The 24,849-nt window shown below is 60.0% G+C and carries 23 protein-coding genes and 1 pseudogene; 15 read left to right on the forward strand and 9 right to left on the reverse strand.

From position 1 onward, the window contains the following. The first annotated feature begins 3 nt into the window (after window positions 1-3). The 7 genes and pseudogenes from AC07V9_RS26195 (at window position 4) to trpE (ending at window position 8,052) form a co-directional block, all read left to right on the forward strand. Window positions 4-828: an ABC transporter permease gene (locus AC07V9_RS26195; protein ID WP_495018532.1), complete on the forward strand. Its 825-nt coding sequence runs from the start codon at window positions 4-6 to the stop codon at window positions 826-828. A 197-nt stretch (window positions 829-1,025) separates the two neighbouring features. Continuing rightward, window positions 1,026-2,453: a sigma-54 interaction domain-containing protein gene (locus AC07V9_RS26200; protein ID WP_495018533.1), complete on the forward strand. Its 1,428-nt coding sequence runs from the start codon at window positions 1,026-1,028 to the stop codon at window positions 2,451-2,453. Between the two features lie 144 nt (window positions 2,454-2,597). After that, window positions 2,598-3,761 (forward strand): iron-containing alcohol dehydrogenase, encoded by a 1,164-nt coding sequence (locus AC07V9_RS26205; RefSeq protein ID WP_495018534.1) that lies wholly within the window; start codon window positions 2,598-2,600, stop codon window positions 3,759-3,761. A gap of 98 nt (window positions 3,762-3,859) precedes the next feature. Further along, window positions 3,860-4,757: pseudogene (locus AC07V9_RS26210) on the forward strand (hypothetical protein); the annotation flags it as partial. Between the two features lie 253 nt (window positions 4,758-5,010). Then, window positions 5,011-5,682, forward strand: a complete 672-nt coding sequence (gene rpe / locus AC07V9_RS26215; RefSeq protein ID WP_495018535.1) for a ribulose-phosphate 3-epimerase — start codon at window positions 5,011-5,013, stop codon at window positions 5,680-5,682. After that, on the forward strand, window positions 5,682-6,500 hold the full coding sequence (locus tag AC07V9_RS26220; RefSeq protein ID WP_495018536.1) for a phosphoglycolate phosphatase: 819 nt from the start codon (window positions 5,682-5,684) through the stop codon (window positions 6,498-6,500). The genes rpe and AC07V9_RS26220 overlap by 1 nt, the downstream gene beginning before the upstream one ends. A gap of 70 nt (window positions 6,501-6,570) precedes the next feature. After that, complete coding sequence (gene trpE, locus AC07V9_RS26225) at window positions 6,571-8,052, forward strand: anthranilate synthase component I (protein ID WP_495018537.1); 1,482 nt, start codon at window positions 6,571-6,573, stop codon at window positions 8,050-8,052. A 120-nt stretch (window positions 8,053-8,172) separates the two neighbouring features. On the opposite strand, the gene estP is transcribed toward trpE, so the two are convergent. Beyond that, entirely contained in the window at window positions 8,173-10,107 is a 1,935-nt protein-coding gene (gene estP / locus AC07V9_RS26230; RefSeq protein ID WP_495018538.1) for an esterase EstP, read from the reverse strand. A gap of 453 nt (window positions 10,108-10,560) precedes the next feature. On the opposite strand from estP, the gene AC07V9_RS26235 reads away from it, so the two are divergent. From AC07V9_RS26235 to AC07V9_RS26250, 4 genes are all read left to right on the forward strand, one after another. Continuing rightward, window positions 10,561-11,160: an aminodeoxychorismate/anthranilate synthase component II gene (locus tag AC07V9_RS26235; RefSeq protein ID WP_074752203.1), complete on the forward strand. Its 600-nt coding sequence runs from the start codon at window positions 10,561-10,563 to the stop codon at window positions 11,158-11,160. Between the two features lie 18 nt (window positions 11,161-11,178). Continuing rightward, complete coding sequence (gene trpD, locus AC07V9_RS26240; RefSeq protein ID WP_495018552.1) at window positions 11,179-12,228, forward strand: anthranilate phosphoribosyltransferase; 1,050 nt, start codon at window positions 11,179-11,181, stop codon at window positions 12,226-12,228. Beyond that, complete coding sequence (gene trpC, locus AC07V9_RS26245; RefSeq protein ID WP_495018539.1) at window positions 12,225-13,064, forward strand: indole-3-glycerol phosphate synthase TrpC; 840 nt, start codon at window positions 12,225-12,227, stop codon at window positions 13,062-13,064. Before trpD ends, trpC begins: the two co-directional genes overlap by 4 nt. Before the next feature lie 184 nt (window positions 13,065-13,248). Next, window positions 13,249-13,938, forward strand: a complete 690-nt coding sequence (locus tag AC07V9_RS26250; RefSeq protein ID WP_495018540.1) for a lipoate--protein ligase family protein — start codon at window positions 13,249-13,251, stop codon at window positions 13,936-13,938. 6 nt (window positions 13,939-13,944) lie between these two features. On the opposite strand, the gene crp is transcribed toward AC07V9_RS26250, so the two are convergent. After that, window positions 13,945-14,589 carry a cAMP-activated global transcriptional regulator CRP gene (gene crp / locus AC07V9_RS26255; RefSeq protein WP_495018541.1) on the reverse strand — a complete coding sequence of 215 codons (645 nt, stop codon included), beginning with the start codon at window positions 14,587-14,589 and terminating at the stop codon, window positions 13,945-13,947. A 207-nt stretch (window positions 14,590-14,796) separates the two neighbouring features. Between crp and AC07V9_RS26260 the strand changes: the two genes are divergently transcribed. Further along, window positions 14,797-15,219, forward strand: coding sequence for an OsmC family protein (locus AC07V9_RS26260; RefSeq protein WP_495018542.1), 423 nt, complete (start codon window positions 14,797-14,799; stop codon window positions 15,217-15,219). A gap of 266 nt (window positions 15,220-15,485) precedes the next feature. Here AC07V9_RS26260 and coq7 read toward each other — a convergent pair whose 3' ends face one another. The 5 genes from coq7 to hemJ form a co-directional block, all read right to left on the reverse strand. Next, the gene (coq7, locus tag AC07V9_RS26265; protein ID WP_495018543.1) at window positions 15,486-16,133 is read right to left on the reverse strand and encodes a 2-polyprenyl-3-methyl-6-methoxy-1,4-benzoquinone monooxygenase; all 648 of its coding nucleotides are present in this window, start codon (window positions 16,131-16,133) and stop codon (window positions 15,486-15,488) included. A 124-nt stretch (window positions 16,134-16,257) separates the two neighbouring features. After that, window positions 16,258-16,596: a histidine triad nucleotide-binding protein gene (locus AC07V9_RS26270; protein WP_495018544.1), complete on the reverse strand. Its 339-nt coding sequence runs from the start codon at window positions 16,594-16,596 to the stop codon at window positions 16,258-16,260. A gap of 82 nt (window positions 16,597-16,678) precedes the next feature. Further along, window positions 16,679-17,464 (reverse strand): SDR family NAD(P)-dependent oxidoreductase, encoded by a 786-nt coding sequence (locus AC07V9_RS26275; RefSeq protein ID WP_495018545.1) that lies wholly within the window; start codon window positions 17,462-17,464, stop codon window positions 16,679-16,681. Window positions 17,465-17,515: 51 nt separating this feature from the next. Next, window positions 17,516-18,436 carry a DUF805 domain-containing protein gene (locus tag AC07V9_RS26280; RefSeq protein WP_495018546.1) on the reverse strand — a complete coding sequence of 307 codons (921 nt, stop codon included), beginning with the start codon at window positions 18,434-18,436 and terminating at the stop codon, window positions 17,516-17,518. Between the two features lie 44 nt (window positions 18,437-18,480). After that, window positions 18,481-18,906 carry a protoporphyrinogen oxidase HemJ gene (hemJ, locus tag AC07V9_RS26285; protein ID WP_421423002.1) on the reverse strand — a complete coding sequence of 142 codons (426 nt, stop codon included), beginning with the start codon at window positions 18,904-18,906 and terminating at the stop codon, window positions 18,481-18,483. Between the two features lie 133 nt (window positions 18,907-19,039). Here hemJ and argC point away from each other — a divergent pair, with 133 nt between their 5' ends. Continuing rightward, entirely contained in the window at window positions 19,040-20,074 is a 1,035-nt protein-coding gene (argC, locus tag AC07V9_RS26290; protein WP_495018547.1) for an N-acetyl-gamma-glutamyl-phosphate reductase, read from the forward strand. Between the two features lie 180 nt (window positions 20,075-20,254). Continuing rightward, entirely contained in the window at window positions 20,255-20,605 is a 351-nt protein-coding gene (erpA, locus tag AC07V9_RS26295) for an iron-sulfur cluster insertion protein ErpA (RefSeq protein WP_074752191.1), read from the forward strand. 72 nt (window positions 20,606-20,677) lie between these two features. On the opposite strand, the gene AC07V9_RS26300 is transcribed toward erpA, so the two are convergent. Both AC07V9_RS26300 and AC07V9_RS26305 read right to left on the reverse strand, forming a co-directional pair. Next, a complete protein-coding gene (locus tag AC07V9_RS26300; RefSeq protein WP_495018548.1) occupies window positions 20,678-21,769 on the reverse strand; it encodes an anhydro-N-acetylmuramic acid kinase in 1,092 nt (363 codons plus the stop codon). 3 nt (window positions 21,770-21,772) lie between these two features. Then, the gene (locus tag AC07V9_RS26305; protein ID WP_495018549.1) at window positions 21,773-23,215 is read right to left on the reverse strand and encodes a peptidoglycan DD-metalloendopeptidase family protein; all 1,443 of its coding nucleotides are present in this window, start codon (window positions 23,213-23,215) and stop codon (window positions 21,773-21,775) included. Window positions 23,216-23,427: 212 nt separating this feature from the next. Here AC07V9_RS26305 and tyrS point away from each other — a divergent pair, with 212 nt between their 5' ends. Further along, the gene (gene tyrS, locus AC07V9_RS26310; protein WP_495018550.1) at window positions 23,428-24,627 is read left to right on the forward strand and encodes a tyrosine--tRNA ligase; all 1,200 of its coding nucleotides are present in this window, start codon (window positions 23,428-23,430) and stop codon (window positions 24,625-24,627) included. The last annotated feature ends 222 nt before the right edge of the window (window positions 24,628-24,849 follow it).

The raw sequence follows: 24,849 nt of genomic DNA on the forward strand, positions 1-24,849 counted from the left end.
ACCATGTTGAGCCCCTATTCCTCGCCCGCAGAACGGGTCTGGTTTTACACCTTGCGCATTTTGTGCGGCCTGATTCTGTTGTTCCTGGTGCTGCCGGTGCTGGTGATCGTGCCGTTGTCGTTCAACTCCGGCAGCTTTCTGGTGTACCCACTGCAGGGCTTCTCGCTGCACTGGTATCAAGACTTCTTCAACTCGGCGGAGTGGATGCGCTCGCTGAAGAACAGCATGATCGTTGCCCCGGCGGCGACCCTGCTGGCCATGGGCTTCGGCACCCTGGCGGCGATCGGCCTGACCCGCAGTAACTTCCGCGGCAAGTCACTGATCATGGCGCTGGTCATCTCGCCGATGGTGGTGCCGGTGGTGATCGTCGGTGTGGCGAGCTACCTGTTCTTCGCTCCGTTGGGGCTGGGCAACAGCTACACCTCGCTGATTCTGGTCCACGCGGTGTTGGGTGTGCCATTTGTGATCATCACCGTGTCGGCGACGTTGCAGGGCTTCAACTACAACCTGGTGCGTGCTGCTGCGAGCCTCGGCGCGTCGCCTGTGACCACCTTCCGCCGCGTGACGCTGCCGCTGATCGCACCGGGGGTGATCTCGGGTGCGCTGTTCGCGTTTGCCACTTCGTTCGATGAAGTGGTTGTGACGCTGTTCCTCGCCGGTCCCGAACAGGCGACATTGCCACGGCAGATGTTCAGCGGCATTCGCGAAAACCTCAGCCCGACCATTGCAGCAGCGGCGACCCTGCTGATCGGGTTTTCGGTGGTGCTGTTGCTGGTGCTGGAATGGTTGCGTGGGCGCAGTGAGAAGTTGCGTACGGCGGTGGAGTAAGAGATACACATCACCCCCCTGTGTGAGCGAATTCATTCGCGAGAGGCCATTACATTCGACAAATTCCGCTGAATGTACTGCCGCATCGCGAATGAATTCGCTCCCACAGGCGATCGCATTTCTACCTCCTGTTTTGTATCAATTGCTCTATCACCGTTTAAACTTCACCGCTCCTCACCCCGCCACGGAGCCCCTCGGTGAACGTCAACGACGCCAGTTTCGAAGAACTGCTCAACGCTCTGCACGACGGCGTCTACATCACCGACGGCAACGGCAAGACCCTCAAGGTCAACCACGCCTATGAGCGACTGACCGGCTTGAGCGGGACCGAGCTGGTGGGCCGTTCGATGCAGGAGCTGGTCAAGGAAGGCGTTATCTCGCAATCGGCCTCGCTGCGGGTGCTGCAGGAAGGCCGCCCCGTTTCCGTGATGCAGAGCCTGAGTCAGGGGAAAAAACTCCTCGTCAGCGCAACGCCGATTCTCGATGCCGAACACCGGGTTTCCTACGTCGTCAGCACCGTGCGCGACATGACCGAACTGCTGCGCATGAAGCACGAGCGAGACGAGCTTCAGCAGCTTAAGCAACTACGTAACAGCACCGCCAAGCTCCACGCCGGGCAGCGCGACAACCTGTTGCATTCGCCGTTGATGGCCGATCAGGAAGTGTCCGGTCGGGTCTTCGCCTTGGCCAGGCAGGTGGCCAGCAGCTCGGTAAAAGTCCTGCTACAAGGGGAAACCGGTGTCGGCAAGACCCTCGTTGCGCAGTTCATCCACAACGCCAGCCCCCGGGCGGGCGAGCCGTTTTTGGCACTCAACTGCGGCGCGCTGCCCGAAAACCTGATCGAAGCCGAGCTGTTCGGCTATGCCCCAGGCGCGTTCACCGGGGCAGGCCCGAAAGGCAAGCGCGGGATGCTGGAACTGGCTCACCACGGCACGTTGTTTCTCGATGAAATCGGTGACCTGCCGCTGCCGGTTCAAGTGAAGCTGCTCAAGGTCATCGAAGAAAACCGCTTCATTCCGGTGGGCGGCCTGGAGCTGAAAGAGGTTGATGTGCGGATCATCAGCGCCACCCACCACGACCTTAAAAGCCGGGTGGCCGAAGGGAAATTTCGCGCTGACCTGTATTACCGGCTCAACGTGGTGCCCATCAGCATTCCGGCCCTGCGCGAGCGCAGCGAAGAAATTCCGCCGCTGCTGCATTACTACCTCGACAGCTTCAATACCCGCTACGAGCGGCAGGTGCAGTGGAGCCTCGAAGCGCTTGACCTGATGTGCGAGTACGCCTGGCCCGGCAACATTCGTGAGCTGATCAACATGGTCGAACGGCTGGTGGTGACCAACCAGAGCGGTGTCGTCGAGGCGCTGGACCTGCCCGAGGAAATCCTCAACCTCAATCCGCAGAACACCGACGACAGCCGTCTGCCGCTGCGCAAGGTGCTGGAAAACGCCGAACGCTCGGCGATTCGCGCGGCGCTGCAGGTGCACAAGACCACGCGACTCGCCGCAAAAGCCCTGGGCGTGAGCCAGGCCACGGTCGTGCAGAAGATGAAGCGCTGGGATCGTACGAGCTGGCAGCGCTCTGATCAGCATTTCAATCAACACCTGCTAAAACGATCAAAAAGCTGATCGGAACTTGCCGTTCAAAACCCTTGCAAACCTCGCGTGATTCGCGCAAGGCCTTATAACACGGGGTTTTGCACGGATTGGCACAGCTTTCGCTATCTCATCTGTCACGTCTTCCAATAAAACAATGCACACAGGACGAGCCCGATGAGCGCAACTCTCTCCAACATCAGTGCCTTCAAAATCGCCAACAAACTGATCACAGGCCCTGCGGCCATAGATCAGCTTGCCGCTGAACTGACTCGCCTCAACGTCAACAACCCGCTGATCGTCACCGACGCCATTCTGGTCAAGTCCGGCACCGTCGACCTCGCGCTGGCGCAGCTGGGTGGTCGTCGTTACGGGATTTTCGATCAGGTCAAACCCGAGCCGGAAATCTCCATCGTCGAGGACTGCACCCGCGCCTACCGCGAAGGTGAGCACGACGGCCTGATCGGTCTGGGTGGCGGCAGCGCCATCGACATCGCCAAGGGCGTTGTCGCATTCGCCGGTCACGAAGGGCCGCTGGCCGAGCTGTTCGGTGTGGACCTGGTGAAACGCAAGGGCCCTGCGCTGATTGCGATTCCAACCACCGCAGGCACCGGTTCCGAAGTGACCAACGTCGCGATCTTCTCTGACAAAGAAGCCCAGCTGAAAAAAGGCATCGTCAGCGATTACCTGCTGCCGGACGTCGCGCTGGTCAGCCCGGTCATGACCCTGACCTGCCCGCGTAGCGTGACCGCCGCCAGTGGTGTCGACGCACTAGTGCATGCGGTGGAGTCGTATCTGTCGGTCAACGCCTCGCCCATCACCGATGCCATTGCCCTGGGCGCGATCAAGCTGATCGCCAAGGCGCTGCCCAAGGCCTACGCCAACCCGGCCAACCTGCACGCCCGCGAAGACATGGCCACCGCCAGCCTGATGGCCGGCATGGCGTTCGGCAATGCCGGCGTGGGCGCAGTGCATGCGCTGGCTTATCCGTTGGGCGGGCGCTTCAACATCGCCCACGGCGTCAGCAATGCCTTGCTGCTGCCGTACGTGATGGAGTGGAACAAGATGGCCTGCGTCGAGCGCTTTCGCGACATCGCCGAAGCCATGGGCGTGCGCGTTGCCGACCTGAGCGACAAGGACGCCGCCGATCAGGCCGTCAAGGCCATGGCAGAGCTGTGCGCCGCCGTCGACATCCCGTCGGGCATGCGCAGCTTCAACGTGCCGGAAGATGCCATTCCTGCCATGGCCGAAGAGGCCAGCAAGATCGACCGCCTGATGCGCAACAACCCGCGCAAATTGACCGCCGCCGATATCGAGAAAATCTACCGCGCAGCCTACTGATCCCGAAAAGCCACGTCGCCCGGCCATACGGTACGGGCGCCTGCCGCCACAAGACCCACGAATAAGACCAATAAGACAGGTGCACTCAATGTCCAACATTCCTCCTGATCTTCTCCCAGCACTTCAATGAGCTGAAACAGCGCAGCCGTTTCTGGTGGCTGCTCTTCAGAAAAGAAGGGCGCCAAGCTGGGGATCCTGCCGATCATTCTGATGGCGGTGGTGATCGCGCCGCTGTTCGGTGAAGTGCCGTGGCCGACCATTCAGTGGGGCATCAGCAAACCGGACTTCGCAGGGCTGTGGAACCACTACACCGTGTTCGGGCTGGGCATGCCGCCGCTGTCGATGTTCATCTCGGCGCTGCCGACCATGCTGGCGGTGTACATCATCGTCTTTGGCGACGTATTGAGTGCGAAATCGCTGCTCGATGAAGCAGAAACCGTCCGCACCGATGAAGTCGTAGACTACAACCCGGACCGCGCTCACCTGATCTTTGGCGCGCGCAATGCCTTCATGAGCATCTTTGGCCCGGACGTCGCCATGTGTGGCCCGAAATGGGCGGCGATGCTGGTTGTCGTGATCGAGCGTTTCAAAGGCGGCCCCAAGGCCATGCAGTCGATCATCGGCGGCGTGGGCTCGTTCCGATGGGGCACCAATACTGGTTTGCTGCTGTTGCCGGTCGTGACCCTGGTCCAACCGATCCTCGGTGTGGCGTTGTCGCTGACCTTGCTGATTCAGGGCTACGTCAGTGTGCGCCTGGGCATCCTCGAAGCGCGCAGCCAGCGTGACCTGGGCATCGCCGGCGTGATCGGCGCGGTGCTGGCGATCAAGGGCGCGAGCTGGGCATTCGCGATTGGCGTGGTGCTGTGCCTGCTGATCTACGGCAAGAATTTCTTCAAGGGCGAAGTGGACGGCACGTTCAGCAAGGACCTGAAGGCTGTGGATGCCAAGCCGGTGGCAAAAACCGAGCGTGTGAAGGAAGAAGCGCTGGCCGATTGATAGACGCACATCCTCTGTGGGAGCGAATTCATTCGCGATGCGGTGCTGCATCCGCCAACGATGTATCGGATGCACGGGCCTCTCGCGAATGAATTCGCTCCCAAAGGGGAAGGCCGTCATTCACGAGACTCTCAGTGTGGGGCGGGCTGCAGCACATCCTCAGATGAAACCGCATTCATCCGCCCGCGACCCACGTTTCAAACTCTTGGAGTACAATGCGCGCCACCGTGATTTCGCTCAAAAAAGGTGCGTCATGCAGCCCTTCGCTATTGCTCCGTCGATTCTGTCCGCCGATTTCGCCCGTCTGGGTCAGGAAGTCGACAATGTCCTGGCCGCTGGCGCCGACATCGTTCACTTCGACGTCATGGACAATCATTACGTCCCCAATCTCACCATCGGCCCGATGGTTTGCTCGGCGCTGCGCAAGTACGGCATCACCGCGCCCATCGACGTGCATCTGATGGTCAGCCCGGTCGACCGCATCATCGGCGACTTCGTCGAAGCCGGCGCGACCTACATCACCTTTCACCCGGAAGCGACCCAGCACATCGACCGCTCCCTGCAGCTGATACGCGAAGGCGGTTGCAAGTCTGGCCTGGTGTTCAACCCGGCAACCCCGCTCAACCTGCTCGAATACGTCATGGACAAGGTTGACATGATCCTGCTCATGAGCGTCAACCCAGGCTTCGGTGGTCAGAAATTCATCCCTGGCACCCTCAACAAGCTGCGTGAAGCCCGCGCGCTGATCGATGCCTCCGGGCGCGACATCCGCCTGGAAATCGACGGCGGCGTCAATGTCCAGAACATTCGTGACATCGCTGCAGCGGGTGCCGACACCTTCGTGGCGGGTTCGGCCATCTTCAATGCACCCGACTACAAAGAGGTCATTGAAAAAATGCGTGCAGAACTGGCGTTGGCCCGCTGATGAGCGGCTTCGAGCAGCTGTTTCCGGGTCGCCTGCCCAAACTGATCATGTTCGATCTGGATGGCACACTGGTCGACTCGGTGCCGGACCTGGCCGCAGCTGTGGATAAAACCCTGACCCAGCTCGGACGCGCGCCTGCGGGCATCGAGCGCGTGCGTGACTGGATCGGCAACGGCGTGCGCGTGCTGGTGCGCCGCGCCCTGGCCAATGACATGGATCACTCCTCGGTCGATGAAGCGTCAAGCGAAGAAGCGCTGGCCATTTTCATGGAGACCTACGGCGATAACCATTCGCTGACCCAGGTCTACCCCGGCGTGCGCGAAACCCTGAAGTGGCTGCAGAAGCAGGGCGTGGAAATGGCCCTGATCACCAACAAGCCGGAGCGTTTCGTCGCGCCGCTGCTCGACGACATGAAGCTGGGTCGTTTCTTCCGCTGGATCGTCGGCGGCGACACCCTGCCACAGCAAAAGCCTGACCCGGCGGCGCTGTTTTTCGTGATGAAAATGGCCGGCGTGCCAGGCTCGCAATCGCTGTTCGTGGGTGACTCGCGCAATGACGTGCTGGCCGCCAAAGCCGCCGGTGTCGCCTGCGTGGCGTTGAGCTACGGCTACAACCATGGCCGCCCGATTGCCGAGGAATCGCCTGCGTTGGTGATCGATGATCTGCGCAAATTGATTCCCGGTTGCTTAGATCTTGGGGCTGAGATAACGTTGCCCGACGTTAAACCTCCCTCCTTTAGAGAATCCATCGTGGTGGTCACTCGCAAACTCTGGATGAAAGTCATCAAGGCCCTGGCCCGCTGGCGTTGGCGCGCCTGACTTGAATCTGGCCGCACGTTCGGCACGTTTGCACACCTGACCGTTTTACCCTCAGACCACGAGGCTGATCATGACCCGCGAAGAATTCCTGCGCCTGGCCGCCGAAGGCTACAACCGCATTCCGCTTGCCCTTGAAACCATTGCCGACTTCGACACGCCGCTGTCGATCTACCTGAAACTCGCCGATGCGCCCAACTCCTATCTGCTGGAGTCGGTGCAGGGCGGGGAGAAGTGGGGCCGTTACTCGATCATCGGCCTGCCGTGCCGGACCGTGATGCGCGTGCACGAGCACACCATTAGCGTGACCCACGACGGCGTCGAGATCGAACGTCTGCAAGCCGAAGACCCGCTGACCTTCGTCGAAACCTTCAAGGCGCGCTACAACGTGCCGACCATCGCCGGCCTGCCGCGCTTCAACGGCGGTCTGGTGGGTTACTTCGGTTACGACTGCGTGCGCTACGTCGAGCCGCGTCTGGGCAAGTGCCCGAACCCGGACCCAGTGGGCGTGCCGGACATCCTGCTGATGGTTTCCGACGCGGTCGTCGTCTTCGACAACCTCGCGGGCAAGATGCACGCGATCGTGCTGGTCGATCCGTCGCAGCCTGAAGCCTATGAAAGTGGCCTGACGCGTCTGGACGAACTGATGGAGAAACTGCGTCAGCCGATCACGCCGCGTCGCGGTCTGGACCTGACCCGTCCGCAGGCAGCAGAGCCGGTCTTCCGTTCCAGCTTCACCCAGGGCGACTACGAAAAAGCCGTCGACACCATCAAGGAATACATCCTGGCGGGCGACTGCATGCAGGTGGTGCCGTCCCAGCGCATGTCCATCGACTTCAAGGCCGCGCCGATCGATCTCTACCGCGCGCTGCGTTGCTTCAACCCGACGCCGTACATGTATTTCTTCAACTTCGGCGACTTCCACGTCGTCGGCAGTTCGCCGGAAGTGCTGGTGCGGGTCGAAGACAATCTGATCACCGTGCGCCCGATCGCCGGCACTCGTCCTCGCGGCGCGACCGAAGAAGCGGACCACGCGCTGGAAGTCGACCTGCTGTCCGACGACAAGGAAATCGCCGAGCACCTGATGCTCATCGACCTGGGGCGTAACGACACGGGCCGCGTTTCGGAAATCGGTTCGGTGAACCTGACCGAGAAGATGGTCATCGAGCGTTATTCCAACGTCATGCACATCGTTTCCAACGTCACCGGCCAGCTGAAAAGCGGGCTGACGGCGATGGACGCACTGCGGGCGATCCTGCCGGCGGGCACCCTGTCAGGCGCACCGAAAATCCGCGCGATGGAAATCATCGACGAGCTGGAGCCGGTCAAGCGTGGCGTCTACGGCGGGGCGGTGGGCTACCTGGCGTGGAACGGCAACATGGACACCGCGATTGCCATTCGTACGGCGGTGATCAAGAACGGCGAGCTGCACGTGCAGGCTGGCGGCGGCATCGTGGCCGACTCGGTCCCGGCGCTGGAATGGGAAGAAACCCTGAACAAACGCCGTGCAATGTTCCGCGCGGTGGCGCTGGCGGAACAGACGCCGCAGGCGTGATCGAAAGAAGTGATATCTGTGGGAGCGAATTCATTCGCGAACGGCGGCTCAGGCGATGGAAATGTGTCGGCTGACAGACCCATCGCGAATGAATTCGCTCCCACAGTTTTTTGCGCGGCGCTAGAAATCCAGGCTCAGTGCCAGATTCACCCCTTGCTGTGTCACGTCATCATTCTTGCGCCAGTTGTAGCCGGCCCTTAACGTCAGGTCGGGTGCCAGTTTCTGGCTCACCCCCACGCTCGCCCGATTCAGGCTGCGCTGCGGTTCATACCCCTGCAGATTGAAATCCACCCCCGGCACGCTGTTCAGGGCGATGGTCACGTCCTGCTGATCGGTGTCGAATTCGCGCTCGTGGGCGACTTCACCGAACACCTGCGTCTGTGGCGTGATCTCGAACTTGCCTTGCAGGCCTGCGCCCAGGCGTTTGGACCGGCGGGTCTGGTCGCCGTAGTTGAGCGCGGTGGCGCGGGTGCTGTTCTCCGAATAGCCATCGACCTCCACGCGCGAGTAGTCGGCACTGATGAAGGGTGAGACATGCCAGCGGCTGCTCTGCTCGGCCAAGTCATAGCCAAGCCTTCCGCTGAGGGCCCAGAGGTTGCCATCAGTGTCGCCTTTCTCTGCGCCCTCGCTGACCCCGAGCGCGAATTTGCGCTTGAGGTTGTCGTAGTCCAGCTTGCCGCCTGACGCGGCCAGATCCGCCCACCAGTGATTTGCCTGAAACTGCACGAAAGCCGTGGCGATGTAACTGTTGAGCTTGTAGTCCGAATCCCTGGGCCCGGCCTCCAGCGTTTGCCGATAGGCGCCGGCAACCAGCCCTGCGCGCCAGTCTTCGGCAAAGCGGTAGCTGCCGCCGACGGTCAGGTTGTAGCCATGGCCGTCGCCGCTCGCGGAACTACCTTGCGCATCGAAGTCCAGTTTCTGACCACCACCTGCGACGATGGCGCGCCATTCTCCGACGTTCTGCCAGTTGCCCCAGTCTGCCAGCCACTGACTGCGCAGCTCATCCTGCTGCGCGCGCAAGGTGCCGTTGGCCATCTCCGGGAGCAAGGTGATTTCCCACGGTGCCGAGAGGATCGAGTAACCGTAGTCGGCGATCAGGCGCTGGCCCGCGACTGTCGGGTGCACGCCATCGTTGAACAGCAATTTGCTCGGATCGGGCGTGGTGCCACCGATGCCGTAAACGCTGTTGGCGGTGCAGCTGTTGCCGCTGAAGCAGGTGCCGACGAGGTTCTGATCGGCGGCCAGGCCGAAACGGGCAGGATCGTCCAGGACTTCCCGGACAAGGCCCGGCACGTTGAGTGGGACGACTTCGGCGTCGATCTGCCCAAGGCGGCTGATCAACTGCTGGTTGAACACGCCGCTGAGCAACGTCGAAGGGGTTTGCAATGGCGTGCCGAACACCGCTGGGGTCTGGCCGATATCCGGCAGTAGCCAGACCATGATGTAGCGCGCGCCTGCCTGGGACAGCACTTGTGCGCCATCGGCGAGGTTATTGGCTGCGCTGATGGCTTGGCCCGGGCTGAGCACGCGCCCTTGCAGGAAGTCATTGCCGCCCCCGGTCAGGTAATAAAGGGCATTGGGGTCGGCGCGAAAATTGTTCTCGACCAGATAGCCCGGGCGGGTGCGCAAAACCGTCGTTACGCCCGAGGTGGTGTTGGCGACCTGGGACTGGGTGGTGATGGCCGCGAGGATCTGGTCCGTTCGATCCCCGCCCACCGCCCAGTTGTTGCCGTCCGCCAGGCCTTGAGCCGCGCGCACTGGCGAAGTCGAGGCCTGCAGGTCGTTGGGTGCGACGCCCAGCATGCCGCCCAAGAGCGTCGATGAGTTCAACCCGAACGCTTCGCCACTGCCGTTCAGGTAAGTCGGGCCGACACGGTTGGTGAAGCGCAAAGTCGCGCCGGCAGGTCCGCCAGCATCGGGGAACTGGCCCGCGTCAGCGAGGCTGTCGCCGAAGACGATCATCGTCGAGTAAGGAGAAGACGCCGCCATGGCCGAGTAGCAGGCGAGCGAGAGGAGACAGGCCGCGAAAGGGCGGCGCAGAACAGTGTTGAGCATCGAGAAATCCCTTCTTTTTATGTATTGCTGAACGAGAAGGTAGCAGTTACGACACATATCGCCATGTCATGCATCAACAGTCAGGCATGTGCACGGGGGACTGATACGCCCTATGCATGCCGATCTGCCTGCTTCCATTGGCTTTTTTCTATCGTAGAATGCGGTTGCGCCACCGGGTTCGGTACGCTAATGTCCCGAAACGTTTAGACGAGACCCCTTCCGTGACAATTGTCAGCAAACTCTTGATGCGCGTTATCAAGGCCCACGCCCGCTGGCGTTGGCGCGCCTGACTTTTTCTCCTGCCGGAACTTCCGGCCCTGCAACACCCTGCCTTCAACCCGTGACGTCCGCCGCCAGCGCGCTTTTCCAAAGCGCTGAAACCGCGGGGCGATAAACCGGGCACGGATTTCGAAGGTTCGAATAAAGGTCAGATTTCAAGAGGTTAAGCACACCATGCTGCTGATGATCGATAACTACGACTCCTTTACCTATAACGTCGTGCAGTACCTGGGCGAGCTGGGCGCCGACGTTAAAGTGATCCGCAACGACGAAATGACCGTCGCCGAGATCGAAGCCCTGAACCCCGAGCGCATCGTGGTTTCCCCGGGCCCTTGCACGCCGAACGAGGCGGGCGTTTCCATTGACGTGATCAAACACTTCGCCGGCAAGCTGCCGGTGCTGGGTGTCTGCCTGGGCCATCAGTCCATCGGTCAGGCGTTCGGCGGCGACGTGGTTCGCGCCCGTCAGGTGATGCACGGCAAGACCAGCGACCTGATCCACGAAGACAAGGGCGTGTTCGAAGGCCTGAAACATCCGCTGACCGTGACCCGCTACCACTCGCTGGTGGTCAAGCGCGAAACCCTGCCGGACTGCCTGGAAATGACCGCATGGACCCAGCTTGAAGACGGCTCGGTCGATGAAATCATGGGCCTGCGCCACAAGACGTTGAATGTCGAGGGTGTGCAATTTCACCCTGAGTCGATTCTCTCCGAGCAGGGCCACGAGCTGTTCGCCAACTTCCTCAAGCAGACCGGCGGCACTCGTCAGGGTTAAGGGCACTTCGTTATGGCAATGAATATCAAGACGGCGTTGGGCCGGGTTGTGAATCAACTGGACCTGACCACCGACGAAATGCGCGACGTCATGCGCGAAATCATGACCGGCCAGTGCACTCAGGCGCAGATCGGCGCGTTCCTGATGGGCATGCGCATGAAAAGCGAAACCATCGACGAAATCGTCGGAGCGGTCTCGGTCATGCGCGAGCTGGCTGATCAGGTCGAGCTCAAGTCGCTAGACCGCGTGGTCGACATCGTCGGCACCGGCGGTGATGGCGCGAACATCTTCAACGTGTCCACGGCGGCTTCGCTGGTCATCTCGGCCGCTGGCTGCACGGTGGCCAAGCATGGCAATCGCGCGGTGTCGGGCAAGAGCGGCAGCGCTGACCTGCTGGAAGCCGCAGGCGTGTACCTGAACCTGACGCCGGTGCAGGTGGCGCGCTGCATCGACAGTGTCGGCATCGGCTTCATGTTCGCCCAGACCCATCATCAGGCGATGAAATACGCAGCAGGCCCGCGCAAGGAAATGGGCCTGCGCACCCTGTTCAACATGCTCGGCCCCCTGACCAACCCGGCAGGCGTCAAGCATCAGGTGGTTGGCGTGTTCAGTCAGGCTCTTTGCCGCCCACTGGCCGAAGTGCTGTTGCGTCTGGGAAGTAAACACGTGCTGGTGGTGCATTCCCAGGACGGCCTGGACGAATTCAGCCTCGCCGCGCCGACCTTCGTTGCTGAGCTGAAAAACGGCGAAGTCGCCGAGTACTGGGTGCAGCCGGAGGACTTGGGCATGAAGAGCCAGAGCCTGTTCGGTCTGGTGGTCGACAGCCCGCAGCAGTCGCTGGAATTGATCCGTGATGCGCTGGGGCGCCGCAAGACCGAGAACGGTCAGAAAGCGGCCGAAATGATTGTGCTCAATGCCGGTGCTGCGCTCTATGCTGCAGATCATGCCGCGACGTTGAAAGAAGGCGTGGAACTGGCCCACGATGCGCTGCATACCGGCCTTGCCCGTGAAAAACTGGAAGAGCTGGGCGCCTTCACTGCGGTATTCAAACAGGAGAATGAAGGATGAGTGTGCCGACGGTACTGGAAAAGATTCTTGCCCGTAAGGCTGAAGAGGTCGCGGCGCGTCGTGCCAGCGTCAGCTTGTCCGAGCTGGAAACTCTGGTCGCCACCGCCGACGCGCCGCGTGGTTTCGCCAACGCGCTGATCGAGCAGGCCAAGCGCAAGCAGCCCGCGGTCATCGCCGAAATCAAAAAGGCATCCCCGAGCAAGGGCGTGATTCGCGAGAACTTCCAACCCGCCGAGATCGCCAAAAGCTACGAAGCGGGTGGCGCAACCTGCCTCTCGGTGCTCACCGACATCGACTTCTTTCAGGGCGCCGATGCGTACCTGAAGGAAGCCCGTGGCGCGTGCAAGCTGCCGGTGATTCGCAAGGACTTCATGATCGACCCGTATCAGGTTGTCGAGGCTCGCGCCCTGGGCGCCGATTGCATCCTGTTGATCGTCTCCGCGCTGGACGATGTGAAGATGGCCGAGCTGGCCTGCGTTGCCAAAGGGGTCGGTCTGGATGTGCTGGTCGAAGTGCACGATGGCGATGAGTTGGAGCGCGCACTGAAAACCCTCGACACCCCGCTGGTGGGCATCAACAACCGCAACCTGCACACCTTCGAGGTCAGCCTGGAAACCACGCTCGATCTGCTGCCACGCATCCCTCGCGAGCGTCTGGTGATCACCGAGAGCGGCATCCTCAACCGTGCCGATGTCGAGCTGATGGAAATCAGCGAGGTGTATTCCTTCCTGGTGGGCGAAGCGTTCATGCGCGCCGAAAAGCCGGGCGTGGAATTGCAGCGCCTGTTCTTCCCGGAGAAGGGCACTGCGGCGATCAAGTCCAGTACGCTGGACTGATCAAGCCCTTAGAATGCTCGCGGTCCTGGGGCTGTGGGGGCGAATTCATTCGCGAAGCGGTAGTGCATTCGACGCAAACGTGTCAGACGTAACGGCCAATCGCGAATGAATTCGCTCCCACAGGGGGCTCGATTCACGGCCGCGAGTGCATCTGATGTCAGCATCGTCGACCTGAGGATTTTGAATGAGCGTTATCGATATCTGCGTCGAAGCCGGACTCAAGGCCGAGCAGGACCTGCTCGCCTCGGTTTGCGCCGGGGATGCCGATTACGGGCTGCTGTTCTGGCGGCCCAATGAGCATGCGCTGGTCATGCCCCGTCGCTTGAGCCGCCTTGATGGCTTCACCGAAGCCAGCGAGACCCTCGCCGATATCGGTTGGCCCGTCCTGCTGCGTGAAAGCGGCGGTGAACCGGTGCCGCAGTCACCTGCCACGGTGAACGTCGCGCTAGTCTACGTGCAGCCCAAATCCGATCTGGACCGTGATCGCATCGAGAGAGCCTACATGCGCCTGTGTCAGCCCATGCTCGACGTGTTGAGCGAACTGGGCGGCGTGGCGTCGCTGGGTGAAGTCGAAGGCGCGTTTTGTGACGGTCGCTTCAACGTCAATCTCGACGGCCGCAAGATGGTCGGCACGGCCCAGCGCTGGCGTCAGAGTCAAGGTGGGCAGCGCCCGGTCGTCCTGGCCCATGGCGCAATGCTGCTGGATAACGAGCGGGTCGACATGGCCAATGCCGTTAACCGCTTCAATCAGATGTGTGATCTTGAACAGCGCTGTCGAGCCGAGAGTCACATCGCCTTGCACGAGTTGTTTGCCGCTGGGGATTTCATATCCCGACTGGGCGAGCGCTACGCGGACATCTTCGCCCGCCTGTAAACGCGCTCAACGTGTGCCGTACACCACCATGGTCTTGCCGCGCACATGCACCAGCTTCTGTTCTTCCAGCGCCTTCAAGACGCGACCGACCATTTCCCGCGAGCACCCCACAATACGGCCGATTTCCTGGCGCGTGATCTTGATCTGCATGCCGTCGGGATGAGTCATGGCGTCTGGCTGTTTGCACAGGTCCAGCAGACTGCGGGCAACACGACCGGTGACGTCGAGAAACGCCAGGTCGCCCACCTTACGCGTGGTATTGCGTAAGCGCTCGGCCATTTGGCCGCCCATGGCGTACATCAGTTCGGGATCGTGCTGACTCAACTCGCGGAATTTGGCGTAGCTGATCTCGGCCACTTCGCACTCGGTCTTGGCGCGTACCCAGGCGCTGCGTTCGGAGCCTGTGCTGACAGGCTGAAACAGCCCCAGCTCGCCGAAGAAATCGCCGCTGTTGAGGTAGGCCACGATCATCTCGCGGCCATCACTGTCTTCGATCAGGATCGTCACCGAGCCTTTGATGATCAGGTACAGAGACTCGGACTGCTCACCCGCACAGATGATGTTGCTCTTGGCGGCGCACCGACGCCGTTGAGCGTAGGGGAGAAGCTTGTCGAGGAGTTTCATTTTGTTTGGAGGGGTCATGGCAAGCATGGCTGTATCCCGTAAAAAACTGCGCCCTGGGGCATTCTTATAGGTATCGGCAGTATTTCTGATTTGTCGCAGTTCGACAGCGGCAATTCGCCATTTTTTCGGAAATTTCCTACATTTCTGTCGCTTCTCGACATTTTCAGCTCGCTCAGCGACATAACGGCCTTGTGCTAAGCTGGCCGCCATTTTTCAAGCATTGGAGTCCTGGGGATGAAAGCGCGTATTCAATGGGCGGGTGAGGCCATGTTCCTTGGCGAGTCGGGCAGTGGTCACGTGGTCGTGATGGACGGCCCGCCCGAGAGCGGCGGCCGCAACCTGGGTGTGCGCCCGATGGAAATGGTGCTGATCGGCCTGGGTGGTTGCAGCAACTTCGACGTCGTCAGCATCCTCAAGAAAGCCCGTCAGCCGATTGAAAGCTGCGAAGCGTTCCTGGAAGCCGAACGCGCCACTGAAGACCCCAAGGTGTTCACCAAGATCCACCTGCACTTCGTGGTCAAGGGCCGCGGGTTGAAGGAAACCCAGGTCAAACGCGCGATCGAACTGTCAGCCGAGAAATACTGCTCGGCGTCGATCATGCTGGGCAATGCGGGCGTTGAAATCACCCAAGACTACGAAATCGTCGAATTGGGTTGATCGTCAGGCTGAACAATTGAACAAAAAAGGCGCCATTGAGGCGCCTTCTTTATGTCTGCTATTCGGTATATGTGTCGAGCGCGAGACCTGTGGGAGTGAGCTTGCTCACGAAGACTGGATCTCTCACATCGGCCAAAGGATGTACACAACCCTGTGGGAGCGAATTTATTCGCGAGAGGCCCGTTCAATCGATGCATCTCTGTCGCCTGACTTATCTTTCGCGAATGAATTCGCTCCTACAGGTATCAGCTCCGGCAAATCTCAAGTCAAACCCGATACGTGCTCTTGGTCATGACCTTGGCCAGCAAACTCATGCCGAACTTCACCGGTGCGGGGAAGCGATAACCTCCCGCGTCGATGGCGCCTTCGGCATGCTGCTCTTCATCGGTACGCATCTGCTCAAGGATCGCCCGGGACTTCTCGTCCTCGACCGGCAGTTGCTCCAGATGTTCGTTCAGGTGCTTGCAAACCTGATCTTCCGTCGCGGCGACAAACCCCAGACTGACCTTATCGCTGATCAGACCGGCCACTGCGCCGATGCCGAAGGACATGCCGTAGAACAGCGGATTAAGCACGCTGGTATGGCTGCCCAGTTGGCGAATGCGTTGTTCGCACCACACCAGATGGTCGATTTCTTCCTCGGCGGCGTGCTCCATGGCCTTGCGCACGTGGGGAAGCTTCGCGGTCAGGGCCTGACCCTGATACAGCGCCTGGGCACAGACTTCGCCGGTGTGATTGATGCGCATGAGACCTGCGACATGTCTGGTGTCGATCTCGCTCATCTTCGTGTCGGGTTGAACGATGGCAGGCGAGGGGCGGTGAGAGTGCGCGCTGGCGGGCAGCAGTGTTTTCATCGCGGCGTCGGCTTGCAGCAGAAAACGGTCGATAGGGGAGTAGTGACGTTCGGTAGCCATGGGCACCTCCGGATAAATCCACGGCGGCCAGTCTACCTCAATCAATGTGACGAGGCTTGCCTTGCGTCAGCCCGCCGAGGCGCGTGATAGACGCTCGACGGGTATAAGTCGTTGAAATTGCGACTCAGCCCGGCGGCCAGGTCATCTGACGCTTGCCCAGCACGTGCATGTGAATGTGATAGACGGTCTGGCCACCTTTCTCATTGGTGTTCATGACCACGCGGAAGCCATCCTCGCACCCTTGCTCCCTGGCCAGGCGCTGCGCGGTGAAGAGGATATGGCCCAGCAGACCCTTGTCTTCTTCGGTCACGTCATTGAGGGTGGCGATGGGTTTTTTCGGGATGACCAGAAAATGCACCGGCGCCTGTGGGGCGATGTCGTGAAAGGCCAGTACCTGGTCGTCTTCGTAGATGATCTTCGCCGGAATCTCCCGGTTGATGATCTTGGTGAACAGAGTTTCCACAGCCTTGTTTCTCCGTTTCGAGGGGCATTCGCCGAGTGTACTGAGCGCGTTGTGCCACGCCCAGCCGTTTCTTGCCTTGGGGTCAGACCGAGGTACGCGACTTGAGCATCGAACCCCAGATCTTGCGGGTCAGCCAGCGACCGGCGAAGCGCGGCAGACGCGTCAGGACGCGATTGCGCCAGCCGGGGATGATAATGGCGCGGTTCTTGTCGAGGGCGCGGACGGTATAGAGTGCGATTTCTTCGGCGCTCATCGTCTTGTCGTCGGTGAATTTGTCGGCATTGAGCTGCGCGGTGCGAAAGAAAGAAGTACGCGTCGGGCCCGGGCACAGCACGGAAATCTTCACGCCGGTTTTCTTCAGTTCTTCACGCAGGCCTTCAGAAAAATGCAGCACGAACGCTTTGCTCGCCGCGTAAGTGCTCATCCAGGGGCCTGGCTGAAACCCCATGATCGACGCGACATTGAGAATCTGGCCGCCACCTTGAACCGCCATCAGGTTGCCAACGGTATGACACAGGCGAGTCATGGCCAGCACGTTGAGGTCTAGCAGGTCCTGCTCCTGCGCCCATTCCTGGGCGAGAAACGGCCCGCTGTTGCCAATGCCGGCGCAATTGACCAGCAGGTCGATCTGCCGCTCGCCCTCTTCCAGTTCCAGCAAAAAACCTGAAAGGCGCAACGGCTCACCCAGATCGCAGGCGCGAAACAGCACCTCGACGCCGAAGCGCTGAGTGAATTCGATCGCGATGCTCTCCAGCATGTCCCGATGACGGGACACCAGAATCAAAGGGCGACCACGGCGGGCCAAGGCTTCAGCGATGGCCAGGCCAATACCGCTGGATGCGCCTGTGACCAAGGCGTAACGGGTCATGCAATTCTCCAGTGTTGCACATGTCCAGACCGCTTCCGTGCGGTCAGGCAGTTATTGATCTTCGTCGTCATCGCCCGCATCAGGGGGCGTGGCGGGCTCAACCTGGACATCGGGTGTGGCCTGATCCGAATCGTCGTCATAGGGCAGCGACTGTTCGTAGTCGCCGGTCGTGGCCTCGACTTCTTCTTTGATCTTGTTGAAGCCGCCCAACAGGGCGCCGACGAACACCAGTGCCAGGAAGATCACCCAAAGCGCGGCAAGGACCTTCACCGAGCGGGTGTTCTTCGGCGGTGGCGGGCCGTAACGGTTAGGGCCTGCGTTGCCTGGAATGACCATCATCAACAGCGGGAAAACACTGTTGACCAAAGGGATCAGGTTCAGCAGCAACAACCAGGCAGACCAGCCTGCGTCATGCAGACGCTGGGCGCCCATTTGAATACTCACCACCAAAAAGGCGATCACCAGCACGGTGGCCAGCAATCCGCCCGCCACCAGGGACATGCTCAACACCCCAAAGCACAGGGCCGCGAGCAGCATGCCCACAAAGCTCAGCGCCATGGTCCAGGCCAGATAACGCAACCTGCCGATGCGGCCCTGAACGGTGAAGACCTTGAGCTCGCCCTCGGCAGGCCAGTCCTGGGTGACCGCCGAGCGCGGTGGCGCGTAGGGCGAGGCCGCAGGTTCGAATGCCGGTCTGACCGGTGCGGGCTCCTCTATCTCTTCAAGGGTCCAGGCCACCGGCTGCTCGGGTTCAATCCGCGCTTCCATGCCCGCGTCGTTCAGCGCCTTCAGGTAGCGCTGGGCATCGTCTTGGGTCAGACCGCGTTTGACCGTCATGGGCTTGCCGGTGAACAGGCGGTCGATGCTCGACACATCGCTCTTGAACAGCTGCGCGAGGTTCAGACGTGCCGTTTCCAGGTCGACACCCGTTCGCAGCTGTCCTTCGAAAACGATCTTGAAGTGTTCGGCCATGCTCGGCTTCCTTGTCTTGGGTTAAAAGCGTCTGGTGCGTGAGATCAGAACGGTTTGACGACCACCAGAATGACGATCGCCAACAGGATCAATACAGGGATTTCGTTGAACCAGCGATAAAACACATGGCTGCGACCGTTTTCGCCGCGCGCGAAGCGTTTCACCTGGGCACCGCACATGTGGTGGTAGCCGATCAGGATGACCACCAGGGTCAGCTTGGCGTGCAACCAGCCTTGCTGAAGGTAGCCGGGGATGAGTGTAATCAGCCAGATGCCAAACACCAGCGTGGCGATCATCGCCGGGCCCATGATTCCACGGTATAGCTTGCGCTCCATGGTGCAGAAACGCTCGCGGCTGACGGCGTCTTCGCTCATGGCGTGATAGACGAACAGGCGAGGGAGGTAAAAGAGGCCGGCGAACCAGCAAACGATGGAAACGATGTGCAGTGCTTTTATCCACAGATAGAGCATTTTGGTTTTTTCCAGGATCACGGTGGCGCAAATAGTAGTGGCTTGCGTGCCCGTACGTCACGTTCACGGTTGTCCCAGAGACGCTGGGCTCATATTATCACCGGCTTTCCAGTGGTTTCGTTGAGGGCAGGTTATGGTCAAGGTCGGTATCGTCGGTGGCACGGGTTACACCGGCGTCGAGTTGCTGCGTCTTCTGGCACAGCATCCGCAAGCTGAAGTGGTTGCGATCACTTCGCGCTCCGAAGCAGGTCTGCCAGTGGCCGAGATGTATCCGAACCTGCGCGGTCACTACGACGGCCTGGCGTTCAGCGTGCCGGACGTGAACGTGCTGGGCGCCTGCGACGTGGTGTTCTTCGCCACCCCACACGGCGTTGCACATGCGTTGGCGGGCGAACTGCTGGCGGCGGGCACTAAGGTCATTGACCTGTCTGCCGACTTCCGTCTGCAGGACGCCGATGAATGGGCCAAATGGTACAACCAGCCCCACGGCGCGCCGGAGCTGCTGCCTGAAGCGGTGTACGGCCTGCCTGAGGTCAATCGCGAAAAGATCAAAAGCGCGCGCCTGATTGCAGTCCCGGGCTGCTACCCAACCGCTACGCAGCTGGGTTTCCTGCCGCTGCTCGAAGCCGGTCTGGCTGACCCGACGCGTCTGATTGCCGACTGCAAATCCGGCATCAGCGGCGCGGGCCGTGGCGCAAGCGTCGGTTCGCTGTATGCCGAGACCAGCGAAAGCTTCAAGGCCTACGCCGTTAAAGGCCACCGTCACCTGCCGGAAATCAGCCAGGGCCTGCGTCGTGCAGCGGGCGGCGATGTCGGTCTGACCTTCGTGCCTCACCTGACCCCGATGATCCGCGGCATTCACGCGACCCTGTATTCGACTGTCGTCGACAAGTCGGTGGATCTGCAGGCGCTGTTCGAGAAGCGTTACGCCAACGAGCCGTTCGTCGACGTCATGCCTGCCGGTAGCCACCCGGAAACCCGTAGCGTGCGTGGCGCCAACGTCTGCCGCATCGCCGTTCACCGCCCTCAGGGTGGTGATCTGGTGGTGGTGCTGTCGGTTATCGACAACCTGGTCAAAGGCGCGTCGGGTCAGGCGGTGCAGAACTTGAACATCATGTTCGGCCTGGACGAGCGTCTGGGCCTGTCCCACGCAGCGTTGCTTCCTTAGAAGCAGCTTCAAGCAGCAAGCTCCAAGCCTCAAGCGTGAAGCCGGATCCCACGCTTTTCACTTGCAGCTTGTCGCTTGCAGCTAGTGGCTGCCGTCAGAATAGTTGACCGATTTTCTAGGAGAAGCGGATAATGGTCGTCATTACGCATTATGACGGCTTACCGCCGGGAGATATTGAGCATGAGTGTTGAATCCTTCACGCCTACGGCTCTGGAATTCACGCAAGGTGCAGCGCACAAAGTGAAAACCCTGGTCGATGAAGAAGGCAATGATCGCCTGAAGTTGCGTGTGTTCGTGACGGGCGGCGGCTGTTCCGGTTTCCAGTACGGTTTTACTTTTGATGAAGACGTTGCCGACGATGACACCATCGTTGAGCGCGAGGGCGTCAGCCTGGTTGTCGACCCGATGAGCTTCCAGTATCTGGCGGGCGCAGAGGTGGATTATCAGGAAGGGCTGGAAGGCTCCCGTTTCGTGATCAAGAACCCGAACGCCGCCACCACGTGCGGTTGCGGCTCGTCGTTCTCGATCTGATTCCTCCGCTTCAAGCTGTTCGCAAACCAAAATGCCGCGCATCTGCGCGGCATTTTGCATTCTGGCCTGGCGTTACGCGGGGTAGATGGCTCCGAGAACGCGCAGACCCGCAGCGCCGGTGACGCTCGGGCGGTTGGCCGGAACGCTTTCCAGCGCGCAATGCGCCAGCCAAGCGAAGGCCATGGCCTCGACCCAGTCAGGATCCACCCCGAACTCGGCGGTGCTCGACACCTTGGTGTTCGGCAGCAGCGCAGCCAGCCGAGCCATCAGCGCCTTGTTGTGTGCGCCGCCGCCACAGACCAGCAACTCCTTGGTCTGCGCCTGCGCCGAATGCAGCGACTCGGTAATGCTCAACGCGGTCACTTCCAGCAACGTAGCCTGCACGTCTTCGGGCTTGAGCGTCGGCAGCTGGAACAGATGGTGATGCACCCAGCCAAGGTTGAACACCTCACGACCGGTGCTTTTAGGGCCCTTGGTCTGGAAGAACTGGTCGCTGAGCATCGACTTGAGCAGGTCAGCATTGACTGTCCCGCTTGCCCCCCAGGCGCCATCCTTGTCGTAGCTCAGGCCGCGCTGGGCTTGAATCCATGCATCGAGCAGCACGTTGCCCGGGCCTGAGTCGAAGCCGGAAACCGGCTTGTCGATCTCGATCAGGCTGAGGTTGCTGAAACCGCCAACGTTCAGGACTGCGCGATAGTCCTTGTTGTCGTCGAACAGCGCTTCGTGGAAGGCAGGAACCAGCGGCGCGCCTTGACCACCTGCCGCGATATCACGCTTGCGGAAGTCGCTGACGACGGTGATGCCGGTCAGCTCGGCCAGCAGGGCAGGGTTGCCGATCTGAATCGTGAAGCCCCGCGCCGGTTCATGGCGAATGGTCTGGCCGTGGCTGCCAATGGCGCGAATCTCGCCTGCCAGCTTGTTCTGCTGATCCAGCAGCGCGTGCACACCCTGAGCGGCAAGGCGTACCCACTTCTGCTCGGCGATACCGGCGCGCGCCAGTTCGTCCGGGCCGCTGGCGCACAGGCCAAGCAGCTCGGCGCGCAGATCGTCAGGCATGGGAATGTAGTGGGTGCCGAGCAAGCGTGGTCGGTCATCCTGTTCTACCAGCGCGAAGTCCAGTCCATCAAGACTGCTTCCGGACATTACACCTACATATAAAGTCATGGGTCAGCGCTTACTCGAGGCCAGCATGGTGGCCTTTTCCTGGTCCATGCGCGCCATCAAAGGTTGGCTCTCTTGCATGAACCGCTGTTTTTCGGATTTGGCGATCGGGTCTGCCATGGGCAGCTTCTGGCCCAGCGGATCAACGTGAACGCCGTTTACCTGGAACTCGTAATGTACATGCGGACCTGTCGAAAGGCCGGTTGTTCCAATATAGCCGATGACTTGGCCTTGCTTGACGCTGGAACCGTTCTGGATGCCTTTGGCAAAGCCCTGCATGTGGCCATACAGCGTGCGATAGGTTTCGCCGTGCTGGATGATCACGGTGTTGCCGTAGCCGCCACGACGACCGGCCAGAATCACCTTGCCGTCACCGGTTGCCTTGATTGGCGTACCGCGAGGAGCAGCATAGTCGATGCCTTTGTGGGCGCGGATCTTGTTGAGGATCGGGTGCTTGCGGCCCATCGAGAACAGCGAGCTGATGCGGGCATATTCAACCGGAGTGCGGATGAACGCCTTGCGCATGCTGTTGCCATCGGCGGTGTAGTAGTTGGTGTTGCCTTGTTTGTTGGTGTAACGCACAGCGGTGTAGGTCTTGCCGCGGTTGGTGAAACGGGCGGAAAGAATATTGCCGGTGCCGACAGTCTTGCCGTTGACCACTTTCTGTTCGTAGATCACGTCGAATTCGTCACCCTTGCGGATGTCCTGCGCGAAGTCCACGTCATAGCCGAAAATGTTGGCCATATCCATGGTCATGCTGTGGCTCAGGCCGGCACGCTGGGCCGATTGTGACAAGGAATTGCTGATCACGCCGTGAACGTAGGCTGTTCGAACGTTGGGTTTGCTGACATCGCGAGTGAAGGTGTAGCCCTTCTCCGTTCTGGAGAGGCTGATGCTTTCCAGGTCGGTCAGCTTGCTGTGCAGCTGCTTGAGCGTGCCTTCAGGGGTGAGTTCGAACTGCAGGATCTGGCCGTTTTTCAACTGGCTGAACTGCTTGGCCTGTTTGTCGCTGGCGATGACTTCATGAACGGCCGCGGGCGGAAGGCCGACTTTCTCGAACAGGGTTGAAAGGGTATCGCCCTTGGAGACGACCACTTCCTTGTGATTCGGGCCTTTCGCAGCGGCTGCGACGTCTTTCGCAGGCTTTGCAGGTGCGGCTTCGGGCTCGGTTTTGGCGGTGTCGTCAGCCTCGTCGTCGCCATTTTCGATCTGGGCGAACGGAGATTCTGCAGGAAGTTCTGTGGCTTGGGACTGATCTTGAGCGTCTTGTTCTTGCTTGAACTGCTCGACCGGCGTGTCCAGTTCGAGGTTGAGGTTGGTTTTTTTGGCTTCGACATCACTGGATGGAAAAACCAGAAGGGCCAGGCTCAGCAGGGCTGCGATACCGCTGGCTGCGAGCAGGTGGCTCTTCGGATAAAGCGGAGGCGCTTTAGGCGGAGTGTCGTTCATAGGTAATTTTGACTTTGAAAAAAGATGAAATGGAAAAGATGAATGACATGATGAAGATGAAATAACTGTATAAAATATAACCAAATCCTGCCTGAGGCAAGCTTGCGTTCGGATCGTTCCCTGATTCGTCGGCCTTCTGTTTCCAGAACTTGTATTTGGGCGGTGATCTTGTATGGTTGTTCCCCTTTGAAATAAGGCATGACGGGGCTGAAATGAAGTCGGTTGAAGAGCAGCTAGCGCTGATCAAGCGTGGCGCGGATGAACTCCTGGTCGAGTCCGAACTGGTCACGAAGCTTAAGCGTGGTCAGCCACTGCGCATCAAGGCCGGTTTCGATCCTACGGCGCCAGACCTGCACCTGGGTCACACGGTGCTTATTAATAAGCTGCGTCAGTTCCAGGAGCTGGGCCATCAGGTCATTTTTCTGATCGGCGATTTCACCGGCATGATCGGCGACCCTAGCGGCAAGAGCGCTACCCGCCCGCCGCTGACCCGTGAGCAGGTGCTCGACTACGCCGAGACTTACAAAGCTCAAGTCTTCAAGATTCTCGATCCAGTCAGGACCGAAGTAGCGTTCAACTCCAGCTGGATGGATCAACTGAGCCCGGCCGACTTCATTCGCCTGTCCTCTCAGTACACCGTGGCGCGCATGCTCGAGCGCGATGACTTCGACAAGCGTTACAAGTCGAATCAATCCATCGCCATTCACGAATTCCTCTATCCGCTGGTTCAGGGCTACGACTCGGTGGCTTTGCGTGCCGACGTCGAGCTGGGCGGTACCGATCAGAAATTCAACCTTCTTATGGGTCGCGAGCTTCAACGTGCCTACGGTCAGGAAGCGCAATGCGTGTTGACCATGCCGCTGCTCGAAGGTCTGGATGGCGTGAAGAAGATGTCCAAATCGTTGGGCAACTACGTTGGCATTCAGGAAGCGCCGGGCATCATGTACAGCAAACTGGTTTCCATACCGGATGCGCTGATGTGGCGTTACTTCGAGCTGCTGAGCTTCCGCTCCATGGAAGAGATCGAAGGCTTCAAGGCTGATTGCGAAGCGGGTGCGAATCCGCGAGACATCAAGATCAAGCTGGCCGAAGAGATTGTTGCGCGTTTTCATGGTGAAGAAGCTGCGGCGTCGGCCCATCGTTCGGCGGGCAACCGTATGAAGGATGGCGAGCTGCCTGAGGATCTGCCGGAGATTTCCGTGTCGGGTACCGAAGACATGCCAATCGCTGCCGTCCTTAATAAGGCAGGCCTGGTGAAGAACTCTGCCGTCGCTCGCGATCTGCTCGCTTCCGGTGGAGTGCGTATAGATGGTGAAGTGGTTGATCGCAGCTTTGTCTTCAAGGTTGGCGCGACCCATGTTTGCCAGGCCGGCAAGAAGGCTTTCGGACGCGTTACGTTGAATTTGGAATGAAATCAAATAAGTGCTTGACGGGCTTTTGAATCTCTCTATAATTCGCCCCACTTCCGACGCAGTCGGAACCGAAAACTCCTTGAGATTCAATGAGTTGAAGGTTCGAAATGGTAAGGAAGTGCTTTGGTTGAAACGCTCTGATCGCAAGCGGTGAAAAAGGTGGTTGACAGCAGGTTGTAACGCTGTAGAATTCGCCTCCCGCTGACGTGAGATGAAGCATCG

This window comes from Pseudomonas sp. GW821-FHT02A11, from assembly GCF_059421985.1.